This window comes from Acinetobacter pragensis (genome assembly GCF_001605895.1).
GTDB classification, from domain to species: Bacteria; Pseudomonadota; Gammaproteobacteria; order Pseudomonadales; family Moraxellaceae; genus Acinetobacter; species Acinetobacter pragensis.
In genome coordinates this window covers 1-13,952 of the sequence record NZ_LUAW01000038.1, presented here as the reverse complement: position 1 = coordinate 13,952, position 13,952 = coordinate 1, and the positions used below count along the sequence as shown (strand labels likewise).

The following is a 13,952-nucleotide window of genomic DNA, read 5'->3' as shown; positions in this document are numbered from 1 at the left end:
GGGATCACCTCAGCTGCTTTTTTAAAGAATGCGTTGATGCCGCCATCAGCAGCAAGGCATAGACCAATAAAATACCGCATTCCTTCAGCCATAGAGCCCAATCGTCTCCGCCTAAAAACAAGGTTTTAATGAGGGTCATAAAATGCGTTGCGGGCAAGATATTACTGATGACCTGAACTGCAGCGGGTAAATTCTGTGTATCAAATACAAAACCTGACAGCATCATTGCGGGCATAAAGCTCGCCAAAAGCGCAATTTGACTGGCTTGAAACTGACTCTTGGCAAAGCCGGAAATCGTCAGCCCAAGCAGCAGCGAAACCAGCAAATACATGAATGAAGCGCTAAAAATAGACAGCAATGAACCGCGCATTGGCACTTCAAACAGCCAATAAGAAGCCGCTAGGCATATTGTGATATCTATCATGCCAATCACAATATACGGCGTCAGCTTAGCCAAAATAATTTCAAACGGGCGTACCGGCGAGACAAAAAGCGCTTCCAGCGTACCGCGCTCTCTTTCCCGGGCAATTAACAATCCAGTTAAAAAAGCCCCGATTAAAGTTAAAATCAGCACAATTAGGCCCGGTACCAAATACCACGTGCTATTGGAAGACTCGTTAAACCACATGCGCTGCTCTACAGTCACCATGGCTGCCGCAGACGCAGCATTTTGCCGGTCAGCCTGAATGGCCGCAGCAGTACTGATTGCTCCGCTGACATAGCCCTGCAATGCCGCAGCGATACTGGTTGAGCGTCCATTCAACAGCAGCTGTACCGTTGCATTACCTTGGGCGCTGTCAGCTGCAAACGTCGCAGGAATTACTAAAATCGCATCAATATCATCATTTTGGATTGCATGGATGGCTTCCGGATAATTGGTATATTGGCTAATGCTGATATATTTTGAACCTTGCAGCCCTGCAATCATCTGCTGACTTTGCGGTGATGGCTGTTCAGCAACAACCCCGACACGGCCATTGCTGAGGTCTAAACTCAGCCCATAACCAAACAGCAGAATTAGTACAATCGGCAGCAGCAGTCCAATACCCAGACTGCTTTTATCGCGCATCAGCTGGTTGCTTTCTTTTTTCAACAGTGCCAGAAACCGGATAAAAAATGCAGATGTCATACGGCTTGCTCCTGCTTCAGGACGCTCTCACGCGACTGCTCGACAATAGCAATAAATGCGCTGTTCATATCGGAGGCATGATCCATGCCTGCCTGCTGCCGCACTTGGTTTGGCGCTCCCAGCGCCAGCAGTTTTCCGGCATCCTGAATGGCGATGCGGTCACAATATTCCGCTTCTTCCATAAAATGCGTCGTAATGATGACAGTAATGCCTTTATTGGCCAGCTCGCCAATGGTGTACCAGAACGACCGCCGCGCCAAAGGATCAATTCCGCTGGTCGGTTCATCTAAAAAGATGATTTCAGGTTCATGCAATAAAGCGGCTGCCATGGACAGGCGTTGCTTATAGCCGCCGGGTAAATCTCCGCTAATTGCATTCGGCTTTAAGTCAAACTGCAATAGCGCTTTGTCTATCTGACTTTTCAGCCTCTTGCCAGATAAGCCATACGCGCCGCCAAAGAATTTCAAGTTATCCAATACTGTCAGATTGCTGTACAGCGCGAATTTCTGCGAGACATAGCCAATATGCGCGCGCGCCTCTGCGCGGGCATGACGTAAATTCAAGCCCGCCACTTGCAAAGTGCCGCTGCTGGCCGGAAGCAAGCCGCACAGCACTCTGAACGTGGTGGTTTTTCCGGCACCGTTCGGCCCCAGCAGGCCAAAAATTTCCCCTCGCTGCACATCAAATGACGTACTCGCAACGGCTGTAAAATCTCCAAACTTCCGGACTAATTCTTTTACAGAAATTGCAGGTTCACTGGATGGCGCCAGCGGCTTATTCTCCTCGGTCAATTGACCGTTTAAGCCCAGATTGTCGGCACTATAACGCTGACCGCCATTTTGCCGCTCATGGAGCAAAAGCATAAAGGCATCTTCCATATCCGGTTCCCGCGCCTGAACGGTTATGCCTTCAGGTATTTCAGCGTGCGGCAATTGCGGATTCTGGCGGGTGGTCATAAACCGCACACTATTGCCTTTGGGTACAGCGTCCGCAATATATTGCGTATTTTCCAGCAATTTAGCCTGCAATATGCGGGCTTTCATTTCTTTCGGCGGGACAGCCTCCCAAGTTAATCCGCGGACATCTTCACGCAGCTGGGCGGGCGTGCCTTGCTTCAGCACTTTGCCCTCATACATCACATATACTTGCGCGCAGCGTTCTGCTTCATCCATATAGGAAGTGCTGATGATCACGCTCAGGTTTTCTTCATGAACCAGCTGTTCAATAATAATCCACAAATCACGGCGTGATAAAGGGTCTACGCCAACGCTGGGTTCATCCAGCAGCAGCAGTTCCGGCGAGCGCACCAACGTGCAAGCTAAACCTAATTTCTGCTTCATTCCGCCAGAAAGCTTGCCTGCGGGGCGTTGCTTAAAATGCTGTAAATCGGTGATTTTCAGCAGCCGTTCAAAACGCTGCTGACGAATTTCGTTGGGAACACCATGCAGATCGGCATAAAGATCTAAATTTTCCTGCACGCTTAAATCTTCATACAGGCCAAAACGCTGCGGCATATAGCTGATGCGGTCCTGTACACTTTGCGGATCTTTACTGACATCAAAACCCAATACATTCAGCTGGCCGCTTGTCGCGCGATAAAGCCCTGCAACTAAACGTAAAAATGTCGTTTTTCCGGCCCCGTCAGGACCTACCAAAGCCGTCAGCTCTCCTGCTTTAATCTCAAGATTCAAGCCATCCAGCGCACGAATTTCAGGCATGCTTTTACTTTCAGCAGGAAACGTCTGAAACAGCTGCTGAGCGCTGACAATAGTGCTGGAGGCTGTCATCTCAATTTGATCCTGAATGCGCAGCTGATTTCGCAATTTTGACAGTAACAGGCTGGCCCATCTTCAGCTGATCATTTTCATCTTCCACCAACACACGGACTTCATACACCAGTGTGGTTCGAATATCCTCAGTCTGCACAGACTTCGGCGTAAATTCAGCGACAGAAGAAATAAAGCCGATTTTCCCCTGAATAGGCTGATCAGGAGATGAATCCCGAATCACCTGAGCGCTTGCCCCGCTTTTAATCTGCGATAAATCTGTTTCATTCACATAAACGCGCACCCATTTCGGATCGGTTAGCGCTAAGGTATACACGGCTTTTTGAGCTGCAGCCATATCTCCAGGTTCTTGCAAACGCGCACGGACTACAGCATTGGTCGGAGAAATCAGCTGGCTTTGAGCAATTTTATAGTTCATCAGTTCTAAATTCGCTTTGGTTGCTTCTACCTGCGCCTTCGCCGCTGTACGGTCTTCTTTGCGGGCGCCTTTTTCCAGCAGCACCAAATTGGCCTGACGTTCCTTTACGCCGGCCTGCGCGGTATTCACATTGCTGTAGGCAGCATCCAGTTCCTGCTTACTGATGGCCCGGCCGCCCGTGCTGCTGAATAAAGCCTGATAGCGCTGCAGGTCTTTAGACGCTTTATCCAGTTGCGCCTGCGCGGAACTGACTTGCGCTTTGGCTTGGGCAATTTCTTCTGGACGTGTTCCTGCATCCTGTTCATTGACAGCTTGCTGCTGAACCAGCAATTGCGCCTCGGCTTGTTTTGCCTGTATTTCCAAGGCCTGTGTATCCAGTACCGCTAGAAGCTGGCCTTTTTGAACCCTGTCGCCCTCTTGAACATGCAGCGCTTTAATCCGTCCTGCTTCTTCAAAGGCCAATGACACTTGCCGTATGTCTACATTGCCATACAGCACCAGCGTATCGCCAGAATCTGTGTCTTTATGAAACAGCCAATAGACTGCTGCAGCCCCTAAAATGACCGCGACGGCAATTCCAGCAATGACCATTTTTTTCATTATGAATAGACCTTTTTATCGCCTTTTATCATGCTGAAAGGCTTAGTTTAAATTCAATTTAAATTTAAATTAACATAGGTTCACAAATAAAAGATATACTTCTATCGCATATTTTAGTTTAGGTATTGGAATGCCAAGAGCAAGACGCAGTGATGGCGATGCCACTAAAGCACGTATTTTAGATGCTGCGGGACAATTGATTGCACAAAACGGCTGGGCGCAAACCACCAATAAGGCCATTGCTAAAATGGCAGAAGCAGACTTAGCGGCCATCAATTATCACTTTGAAGGCCGTGATGGACTATACCGCGCCGTATTGACTGAAGCGCATGCGCACTATTTGAATGAGGACCGGTTGCGTGAAATTGCAGACAGTGATGTTGCAGCAGAAGATAAATTAGGCATTTTATTTGAAACCTTAATTGCAAAATTGCACGAAAAAGATGTATGGCATGGCAAAGTATTTATTCGCGAAATATTTACGCCCTCTCCGCACCTTTTTAATTTTTTTGAAAACGAAGGTGCAAGAAAATTTCAAATTGTCCGCCGCATTATTGCCAGCATTACCGGTTTAAATGCAAATGACCCTAAAATTCTTCCCTGCATTTTCAGTGTTATTGCCCCCTGCTTAATCTTGCTGATGACTGGCATGCCTATGCCTGGCCCAATGCAGGCTTTAAATCAGTTGCCGTCAAAACAGCTGGCGCAGCATTTTAAGGTGTTCTCGCTGGCAGGCTTGCAAGCTATTGCCGCCCAGCCAACTGAATCTGCCGTAAATGACTAATTTACCCTGATGAATGCTGTGAATAGGTGATGCTGTAAATTGCAAACATTGCTGCAAATTTACGTCAAAACTGGCTCAATCATGCAAAACAGAGGACACTCTTTAAAATATCTTCACAAAAGCGCATGCAAAAGCCATATGAAAATCCCTTTTACTGCACAGGATATAGGGTAAAGATATGTATTCTTGCATTGAGCGTTTCTGCATTGAGCGTTTCTGCATTGTGCAGACGAATGCACGGTATTGAACGAATCAACTCAGATGATTTGAGGTTAAATGATGATAAAAACAACATTAAGTGTAATTGGACTTTCACTCGCTTCAACGCTGGCTATAGCGGCCGATCCGCTTCATGGCAGCAGATGGAAAACAATTGATGATCAAACCAAAAAGCCGCTTTCAATTGTGCAATTTTCTGAAACATCCAAAGGCGTACTTTCTGCCAAAATTATAGATGTATTAGAAGGCTCCGAAGGTGAACAGTGCACAAAATGCGAAGGGAAGTTTCACAACAAGCCGCTTGAAGGATTGCAAATTGTATCCGGGTTAAAAAGCATTGAAAAAAATGCCTATGACGGCGGTAAAATTACCGACCCTAAAAATGGCAAGACGTACAGCTTTAGCGCTAAATTATCTCCAGATGGAAAAACGCTCAGCGGCCGCGGCTATATATGCGTATCAGCATTAGGCCGAAGCCAGACATGGATTCGCACTCACTGATTTTTATGGGTTTATTTTCAAAATATGAATCAAAATAAAATGCCATCCTGATGATCAGGATGGCATTTCTAAATTTAATGCTAAATTAAAGCAGGAATACTGAATAACACTACAACAGATCCACTTTAACAGCCTCTATATCCGTTGGCTTGATACGGTGAGTATCCACTTCACCATACACACGCACCTTTGTACCCGGCTTTAATTTTGCTGGAACCACTAAATCACGGTCAATTTCTACAGTAATTGTGCCGCTTTTATCTTTCAGCTCATAATGTTCCGGTTTAATTTCACGTACAATCACACCAGTAACAGACACCGCAGTTTCATCCGCCGCTTTGGCCGCCTGAGCCACTGTGACCAGATTTTTACCGCCTGCAGTAATAATGTGCTGATCTTCTGCGTCATAAGCCAATGCTGAAGCTGAAACTACTGCCATTAAGCTGCCCATAATACATGCTGTTTTCAATTTCATCATAATATTCCTATGCTGTTCGTTGCAGTGAACTTTTACTCATATAATATATTGCAGACGAAGCGCGAATATTCAAGTCATTTTACTCAAATCATTCATAATTTTTTTTAAACTTTGTATGCTTTTCCCTAAAATATTTCAGGCAGATCATTTATGCAGTTAATTTGGTATCGGCAAGACTTGCGAATTTCAGATCACAGTGCTCTTTGGCACGCCGCGCAGGCAGGCCCATGCATCGCAATTGCCTTCATTTCTCCAGCCCAATCCAAATTGCATGATGAATCAGCCGCCAAAAGTACATTTTATCTGCGTCAGCTGAATGCACTGAAATCACAGCTGAATCAATTGAATATTCCTCTAAAAATTGTGCAAATTCCGTTATGGAAAGATATTGCTGAGGCACTGCAAACGCTATGCTGCCAGCTCAAAATACATACTGTGCATGCCAATATTGAAATTGGCCTTAATGAACTGCAGCGAGATGCGCAAAGTCAGAAATGCTTAGAACGAATGAATATTCCGCTTGAACTGTACCATGACCGGACAATTTTCCCGATTGGATCAATACTGAATAAGTCCAATCAGCCTTATCAGGTCTTCAGTGCATTCAAAAAGCAATGCTATGAACTGTTAAGCATTGCCCTTCCGCAATGCTACCCCGAGATAAAAGCTCAACAGCCGCTGCTGGCAGAGAAACTTTCGGATTTACAACACGGCAATATGGATATTTCCCAATGCATTGCCGATGCTTCAATTCAGCCATTGCAGAAGCTTTGGCCTGTATCCGAACATTATGCTTTAGAACAGCTGGATCAATTTATTGAAAATCACTTATATCAATACAAGGAACAGCGCGATTTTCCAAACTTAGATACCACCAGCCAGCTGTCCCCTTACTTAAATACCGGCATACTTTCTATCCGGCAATGCCTTCAAGCCATGTTCAGAAAGCAGCAAGGCTATTTTCAAATCGACAATGCAGGACAGCAAACGTGGCTGGATGAATTGCTCTGGCGGGAATTTTATCAGCACATTCTTTTTCATTATCCAGCTGTTTCAAAGCGCTTGCCTTTCGAAAGCAGCACATTGACTGTGCAATGGCGGGACGCTGAACATGACCTTAATGCTTGGCAGCAAGGGCAAACAGGTATTCCAATTGTCGATGCAGGCATGCGTCAGCTTCTGCACACGGGCTGGATGCATAACCGAGTAAGAATGATTACCGCAATGTTCTTATGCAAAAACCTATTGATAGATTGGAGATTGGGTGAAAAATGGTTTATGCAGCATTTAATTGATGGCGATTTGGCTGCCAATAATGGAGGCTGGCAATGGTGCGCATCTACCGGAACTGATGCAGTGCCTTATTTCCGTATTTTCAATCCCGTCAGTCAATCACAAAAATTCGATCCGGATGGCGCTTATATCCGCCAATGGGTGCCTGAGTTAGCTGATTTAGACGCCGCACGCATACATGACCCTTTTTCTAAATTTCCAGATGATCGATCATTGAACTACCCAAGGCCGATTGCCGATTTAAAACATTCAAGAACACGTGCCATAGAGGCTTTTAAAATCACCACTTCCCCTTAGACAATACGATGCATAGCGGATTCGCTGCATACCCCCTCAGTCAGACACACACTATTTCAACTCGAAATAGTGTTTTTCGGTCACAATTTTGACCTGAATACCTTTGTAATATCTGATCATCGGGTCTTTATTGTCTTTGGTTATCTGGTCTGCAAACTTATCTTCACGCATAAATTTAGAATATGTTTTATAGCCCATCACCAAAGCCTGCGGTTCTGCACGGTCTTTCTTAAATTCATCAATCTTCTTGTTGATCTCTTTAATGCTGATGTTCATATGCAGCCTTTTAAATTTGTGGAAATTATTTTTATAACAGGCATTGGTTACACTTTTATTGCTCAATAAAAAAGACCTTCTATTAGAAGGCCTTTCGGTTTGCTTAAATAATTTTAAAAGCTTTAAAATCAGTCATTATTGAACTTATGCTTGCTGATCGATTTTAGCCAATGCAACTGTAGACAAAATAGGTACGCCAAATAATGGAAGCAGTAAAAGAATCCAATATTCAACCAGAGGTTTTTCAAACGTAAAATTGATAAACAGTGCGCCAATAGCCATGACAATCACAATATAAGCTAAAAATGTTCCAAAAAATTTGATCGGCATCTTGATTAACCTTTTCACATTGATCTTAATTTCAGTATATACCTGATATATAAATAATCTATTTAATTCTCAGGTTTAATTTTCATCCTAGGCTACGGTCTTTCATACACCAATTTTCCTTCTTTATATGTTGCCAATATTTGGATATCTTTCAATTTGCTATGCTCAATTGTCATTGGGTTATCACTTAATATAACGAAATCACCCAGTTTACCTGCGCTTAAAGTTCCCTTTTTATCTTCTTCAAAATATTGATAAGCCGCCCAGTCTGTCATGCTTTTTAGCGCGATATATGGGCTCACCCGCTGATCTGCACCCAGCAATTTTCCGCTGCGCGTGACTCGATTCACCGTTGCGTCCAACGTCATCATGCTTTTAGGAGGTATCACCGGAGCATCATGATGTTCTGTAAAAATCATGCCGCGCTTCAAGGCAGAACCGGTTGGTGAAATCCGCGATGCTCGAGGTTCCCCTAAAGTCTGCTGAACGTGCCAATCCCCCCAATAATATGTATGCAAGGAGAAAAATGAAGGAATTAACTGCAATTTTTGAGCTTTATCCAGCTGATCCTCACGCATGGTCTGCGCGTGAATAATCACATTGCGGCGGTCTTTTTCGGGATAGGTTTTGCTGGCCTTTTCAATAACTGTCAGATATTGATCAATCGCAGCATCACCATTCGCATGGGCTAAAATCTGCCAGTTATTTTGAAAAGCCAAATTAATTAAATTCTGCACAGTCTCTTGCTTTGGAAATGCAGGATAACCGCGGTAAGTTTTCGGCAAACCCTCAGGCGGTATAAGATAAGGCTGTGTCAGCCATGCTGTCTTGCCTTGCGGTGATCCATCCAAACTGATTTTAACGCCGCCAATCCGAAAATGATTGGCATAGGTCTTCGAGCTGCCATTCTGAAGCATATATGCCTGTTCTGAACTGACATCAGGATAAGATACGACATCAATTGGCAATTTGCTGCGTGCGGCCAAACTCTGCCACAGTTCAGATGTGCCATGATCTGCCCGGCCTTCCTGAACTGTAGTGTATCCATTTGCCATATAGGTCTGAATTGCTTTCAGCGCCATTTTCTCCATAACCTCTGCAGGCACGGTTTTAAAAGCCATCAGCATAGCCTGAATCACAACACTTTCTTCTAAAACACCATTCGGTGTATTGCTGCCCTGCACTCTGCGGATAACGCCGCCATCAGGATTCTTCGTGCTGGCGGTGATCTTTAAAATTTCCAATGCTTTATGATTTACAGAAGCCAGATGCCCAGACTGATGCAAAATCAGCACTGGCTGATCTGTAGAAACCTGATCTAAATCATCTGCTGTGGGATGTCTATTTTCCTTCAATTGCGCATCATCATAGCCATTGCCGATAATCCACCCCGAAGTTGCCTGAACAAACTCAGGATTAGCCTTGGCCCATTTCTTCAATTCGGCAAGCAATGACGGAATATCAGTGACCTGCCCATCGGGCGGAGCATATAAATTAGCAACCGTTTGCTGCATGCCGACAGAATTAACATGGCTGTGCGCATCAATGATTCCTGGGATAACGGTTTTATTGTGTATATTCAGTTTTTTTGCATGCGGCGCTATTTTTTTCGCTTCGTTTAAATTGCCTGCAAATTGAATAACGCCATCGTGAATCAATAATGCTTCCACAAAAGCRGGCTGATCCCCCGCCATAGTTAAAATAGATCCGCCATAGACCAAAAGATCAGCCGGATTCTTGTTTAAGTCAGAGGAATTATTTTCCGAAATTACAGACGTAGATGCGCAGGATACAAGAAATAAAACCGGCATACTTGCAGCAATTTTTATGGCTTTGGAAAATGACACGTGCATCGGGTTTTGCATGGCAAATCCTCCTAGCTGAATATAATTAATGTAATTTTATTAAGATGATATAAAACACGAGTTCCTGCGCACCATCGATATAGGGCAATAATTAGAATAAATTCAATTTAAATTAAACACTAGATGCTTAAATAATGCACAATTATTTTTAGTATTGATCAAACATGGGATTAAAAATTATAAAGGACAAAGCCAGAGCCTGCCGATTGAATCTACATTAAGCATCTGAATGCAGACTCAACCGCACAGCAATCTAGCCGCAAGATGCCTGAATAATTTTTAGAGTGACAGGCTGCTCTGTGACAGTAATGCGGTTATCCCGATAATTCATTGTGACCGGCTGGCCAGGAGCAACTCGGCGGACAATTTCAGCCTGCGTCAGCTGCTTGATTTGTGAATCTGACAATCCGGATTGGCCAATTAACTTTTGCGCTTGTTCCGGTAAACAAAGGGGCGATTGGTTAGAGCGAAAGAATTCCCACTCTTCAACGATGTTACCGTTAGCTAAACGGCAATAGCCGACTTGACCATTCTTTTCATCTTTTATTTCAATTTTTCCGCCCTGCTCTGCACAATATTGACTTGCAGGATTCGCCATTCCTACTTTTGCTTGATGATCATTCGGCGTGCTCATTGAAGTACATGCTGACAATGCTGAAGCTGCTATTGCAAGTAAAATAATTTTTTTCATTCTTTATTCCTCAACATTAAAAATGTGAATATCTGTAAACAGTATGTTTAGCAATTATCTAAAAAACGCAAATTTCAATATTAAGTTAAAGATCCATTAAATACAAATTGAACATTCGCTTGCGCATGACCCATATCATTATTCTTATATAATATTTACATTTAAATATTTCCGGGAAACCCACAGAATTAAGTACGCATATTTTTATTATTTTTCATAAAAATCATATTAAAAAAGCCCTATTGAGGGCCTTTTTATACGGTGCATAAAGCTTATTATTTGGCGGCAGTTTCGCTCGCAGCAGAGCCTTCTTGTTCTAATGGCGCCGCATCAATCATATCTGGACTTACCTCAATAGAGGTTACTGCTGTAGCCTCATCTACAGCTGCAGCAGAAGCTGATTGCTCGGCAGGCAATTGTTCTTCTTGCTTTTTTCCGCAAGCTGTTAAACTTAGTGCAGCAGCGGCTGCTAAAATAATGAGACCTGCTTTTAAATTTTTCATAGATATGCCTTTTTATAAGGTGTTAAAAATTTCTACAATTATAGACAGTTTTCTTAAACTCTGGGAGTACTGATTGTGTGTGTTTGTATTTTTCTTTCTCATTTACAAGAATTATTATCACTCCTATTTAAAGATTTTTTTAATTTTTCTTTAAATAGAATAAATAAACTTATTAAAAATACTTAATAAAATATCAAAAAAACTATTATATAAATAAACCAGTAATTAAAAAAAAGGAGCGATATTAAAAATATTGCTCCTTTTTTGGCTACTATCGCTAAGGCTTTATTCAGTATGAATACAATGCAACACTTAAGCTGGATTGATAAAATAAAAATAAATAATCAAAAAAACCAAGAGTGTAATTGCAACTACCAAGTATGTACCGACAGTATTAAAACTTTTAATAAATTTTAAAATATCCATAACCACATACCATTTAATTACTAGCATATTATAAATGTTTTTTTTCGTTTTTATTACCCAACTTCACACCAGATAGAAAAATTATACATTTTTTTAACAAAAAACACACTGTTTGCATATTTTTTAGACAACCTTTATCAATTTAAAACATTCATTAATTTTATATTACTTGCGTTATTACATTGACTCAATCTCAACATGCTCGTTTAAAACCAATCAAGTATCACTCAAAAAACTCAAATCATTGTTTTAAATTATAAAAAAAGCCCCTTTGGGGCTTTTTAAAAACAGTTCTCTTAAAACCAGTTAATTATTGCGCTGCAACAACTTTTACGATGATTGTTTGACTATCTTCATGCTCTTCCGCCAGATACAATCTTTTCAGCTCTTTGCTCTTAACTTTAAATTTATGATTTTGATAGGATATTTCTGCGGGAATCCGGTCAAAATATTGACTGTCAGCATTCAATTCTTCTTGAAACAAAGGAGTTCCAAGCTGATAATCCAAGCTTTTCAATACGACATATTTTACAGTTGTTTTCATTGTGACCGCCTATATCCATAATGCACTTTATTTTTAGTTTTACCATTGTTTCACAAATGAGAAAACCTTTATTTTCTATTTTCGAGCACCAAACAATCAACTGATTATAGCTTTACAATATTAGCTTTCATTCTTCATTTTCGTATAGCAGTTTTTTTAAATTTTTTAATAATTTATGACTTCCCTTTAAAATATTCTAGAATATGTTCACAATACATATCTCAAGCTGAAATCCATTCATGAAAACAATGATTTTAAAACAATGCTGTGATGCGCTTGAAAAAAATCTGCTGACCATAGCTTTTATAGAAAGCGCCAGTTCCGGTTATCTCTCCAGCCAATTCTCTATTTATAAAAATAGCGGTGCAGATATTTTATTAGGCGGGCTCGTCAGCTATGACCCGAGCATAAAAATTTCTATTTTGCACATTTCTCCTTCACTGATTGATACACATACAGCTGAGTCAGCGGAAGTTACTCAAGCCATGGCTGAGCATGGTAAAAAGCTGTTTACTAAAGCCGATTTTGTGGTTGCCTGTACTGGCCTGCTAAAGCCTGGCGGCAGTGCAACGGCAGAAAAACCGGAAGGAACTTTTTACATTTCAATTTTATTTAAAGATCACTCTTATAATTTTAAATACTTTCTAGATGGCAGCCCAATTGCGCGTTTAGATCAGCTGACAGAATTTACCGCGAAAGAAATCTTACATTTAATGCATGCCATACAAAAATAATTTTCAATTATTTTGCGTTTTTACAATAATTCTTAACAAGCCAGCGGGGTAATCTCCGCTATATTGAGCTTAAATCAGCAAAATTTTGGAGTTGCCATGGATAAATTCAGAATTATGTCCGGCGCTCTGGCGTTCTTTTGCATCTCCCTGCCCGTCTATGCAACAGTAGGCGGTCCACAGCATATTGAAGTGCTGGGCTTAGACCAGAAAGATCAAAAAATTTACCTCATGCGCCACTTTGAAGATGGCCGCGGACGTTTGCCTCAGCTTTATTATTATCAATTAAACGCAAAACAGCCCAAGCAGTTAATTTCGGTAAAATCCCTCTATATCAACCCAAAAACCAAACGCATAGATTACGATCAAGACAGCACTCAATTTAATAAAGAGATTGCAAAAATTAAAACCCGATTGATTAAACTTACCCCAATACACAACAGCAATGCGGATATCCAATTAATCACAACAATTAATGGCACAGCCAATGCATGGTATGACCCGCATGAATCGATTGATAAATGGACTTACCAATATCAAGTCAAGAGCCTGAAATTTAAAAGCAATGTGCAGACAGCAGTAAGCTACAAAGAAGGGCTTAAAATTTCAAAAATATATAAAGTGCCAAAACAGCCTTATATTTTAGTTGCAGTGCAATATTTAGGCATTCCTTTTGAAACTGGCTACAATATTGAAGACCCAGTATTGTTAAGTAAATAAACAAGCTATTTATCAGAAAAAGCCTCCGAAGAGGCTTTTATTTTTGATTATTCAACAGCTATGGTTTAGGCAGCTGAACGCTCTGCAATCGGCACCACTTTACGCAGTTCCGGGCCGGTATAGTCCGCGCTCGGGCGGATGATCCGGTTGTCTGCGCGCTGCTCCATCACATGCGCGGCCCAGCCCGTAACACGGCTCATTACGAAGATTGGCGTGAACAGYTTSGTCGCAATATCCATGAAGTGATATGCCGAGGCATGGAAGAAGTCTGCATTGCAGAATAATTTCTTCTCGCGCCACATCACTTCTTCACAGCGTACAGATACCGGATAAAGTACCGTATCAGATCGGAAGAGCACA

17 protein-coding genes are annotated in these 13,952 nt (G+C 42.1%); 5 read left to right on the top strand and 12 right to left on the bottom strand.

From position 1 onward, the window contains the following. Nucleotides 1-4 precede the first annotated feature (4 nt). From AZH43_RS14755 to AZH43_RS14745, 3 genes are read right to left on the bottom strand one after another with little or no spacing between them, the layout of a single operon-like run. A complete protein-coding gene (locus AZH43_RS14755) occupies nt 5-1,129 on the bottom strand; it encodes an ABC transporter permease (protein ID WP_067671069.1) in 1,125 nt (374 codons plus the stop codon). Then, nucleotides 1,126-2,916 (bottom strand): ATP-binding cassette domain-containing protein, encoded by a 1,791-nt coding sequence (locus AZH43_RS14750; protein ID WP_067671062.1) that lies wholly within the window; start codon nt 2,914-2,916, stop codon nt 1,126-1,128. The genes AZH43_RS14755 and AZH43_RS14750 overlap by 4 nt, the downstream gene beginning before the upstream one ends. Nucleotide 2,917: 1 nt before the next feature. Then, entirely contained in the window at nt 2,918-3,934 is a 1,017-nt protein-coding gene (locus AZH43_RS14745; RefSeq protein ID WP_067671059.1) for an HlyD family efflux transporter periplasmic adaptor subunit, read from the bottom strand. Between the two features lie 130 nt (nt 3,935-4,064). Between AZH43_RS14745 and AZH43_RS14740 the strand changes: the two genes are divergently transcribed. Together AZH43_RS14740 and AZH43_RS14735 are read left to right on the top strand one after the other, a co-directional pair. After that, entirely contained in the window at nt 4,065-4,718 is a 654-nt protein-coding gene (locus AZH43_RS14740; protein ID WP_067671057.1) for a TetR/AcrR family transcriptional regulator, read from the top strand. Between the two features lie 282 nt (nt 4,719-5,000). Beyond that, a complete protein-coding gene (locus tag AZH43_RS14735; protein ID WP_406564629.1) occupies nt 5,001-5,438 on the top strand; it encodes a DUF2147 domain-containing protein in 438 nt (145 codons plus the stop codon). 109 nt (nt 5,439-5,547) lie between these two features. Here the strand turns inward: AZH43_RS14735 and AZH43_RS14730 are convergent, their stop codons facing one another. After that, nucleotides 5,548-5,916 (bottom strand): NirD/YgiW/YdeI family stress tolerance protein, encoded by a 369-nt coding sequence (locus AZH43_RS14730; RefSeq protein ID WP_067671054.1) that lies wholly within the window; start codon nt 5,914-5,916, stop codon nt 5,548-5,550. A 150-nt stretch (nt 5,917-6,066) separates the two neighbouring features. Here AZH43_RS14730 and AZH43_RS14725 point away from each other — a divergent pair, with 150 nt between their 5' ends. After that, entirely contained in the window at nt 6,067-7,506 is a 1,440-nt protein-coding gene (locus AZH43_RS14725) for a cryptochrome/photolyase family protein (protein WP_067671051.1), read from the top strand. A 51-nt stretch (nt 7,507-7,557) separates the two neighbouring features. Here the strand turns inward: AZH43_RS14725 and AZH43_RS14720 are convergent, their stop codons facing one another. The 7 genes from AZH43_RS14720 to AZH43_RS14695 form a co-directional block, all read right to left on the bottom strand. After that, the gene (locus AZH43_RS14720; RefSeq protein WP_067671048.1) at nt 7,558-7,782 is read right to left on the bottom strand and encodes a hypothetical protein; all 225 of its coding nucleotides are present in this window, start codon (nt 7,780-7,782) and stop codon (nt 7,558-7,560) included. 144 nt (nt 7,783-7,926) lie between these two features. Further along, entirely contained in the window at nt 7,927-8,112 is a 186-nt protein-coding gene (locus AZH43_RS14715; RefSeq protein WP_067671046.1) for a hypothetical protein, read from the bottom strand. Nucleotides 8,113-8,204: 92 nt separating this feature from the next. Next, nucleotides 8,205-9,977, bottom strand: a complete 1,773-nt coding sequence (locus AZH43_RS14710; RefSeq protein ID WP_227509823.1) for an amidohydrolase — start codon at nt 9,975-9,977, stop codon at nt 8,205-8,207. Between the two features lie 253 nt (nt 9,978-10,230). Then, nucleotides 10,231-10,668, bottom strand: a complete 438-nt coding sequence (locus AZH43_RS14705; protein ID WP_067671044.1) for a putative hemolysin — start codon at nt 10,666-10,668, stop codon at nt 10,231-10,233. Nucleotides 10,669-10,943: 275 nt separating this feature from the next. Beyond that, nucleotides 10,944-11,171, bottom strand: a complete 228-nt coding sequence (locus AZH43_RS14700; protein ID WP_067671042.1) for a hypothetical protein — start codon at nt 11,169-11,171, stop codon at nt 10,944-10,946. 312 nt (nt 11,172-11,483) lie between these two features. Continuing rightward, nucleotides 11,484-11,597 carry a hypothetical protein gene (locus AZH43_RS18385; RefSeq protein ID WP_106386947.1) on the bottom strand — a complete coding sequence of 38 codons (114 nt, stop codon included), beginning with the start codon at nt 11,595-11,597 and terminating at the stop codon, nt 11,484-11,486. 310 nt (nt 11,598-11,907) lie between these two features. Further along, nucleotides 11,908-12,141 (bottom strand): hypothetical protein, encoded by a 234-nt coding sequence (locus AZH43_RS14695; protein WP_067671039.1) that lies wholly within the window; start codon nt 12,139-12,141, stop codon nt 11,908-11,910. Nucleotides 12,142-12,389: 248 nt separating this feature from the next. Here AZH43_RS14695 and AZH43_RS14690 point away from each other — a divergent pair, with 248 nt between their 5' ends. After that, complete coding sequence (locus AZH43_RS14690) at nt 12,390-12,875, top strand: CinA family protein (RefSeq protein ID WP_067671176.1); 486 nt, start codon at nt 12,390-12,392, stop codon at nt 12,873-12,875. Between the two features lie 96 nt (nt 12,876-12,971). Further along, entirely contained in the window at nt 12,972-13,592 is a 621-nt protein-coding gene (locus AZH43_RS14685) for an aminotransferase (RefSeq protein WP_067671037.1), read from the top strand. 65 nt (nt 13,593-13,657) lie between these two features. Here the strand turns inward: AZH43_RS14685 and AZH43_RS14680 are convergent. After that, nucleotides 13,658-13,952 (bottom strand): citrate/2-methylcitrate synthase (locus AZH43_RS14680; protein WP_319822709.1); only part of this gene is annotated, 295 nt, incomplete at its 5' end.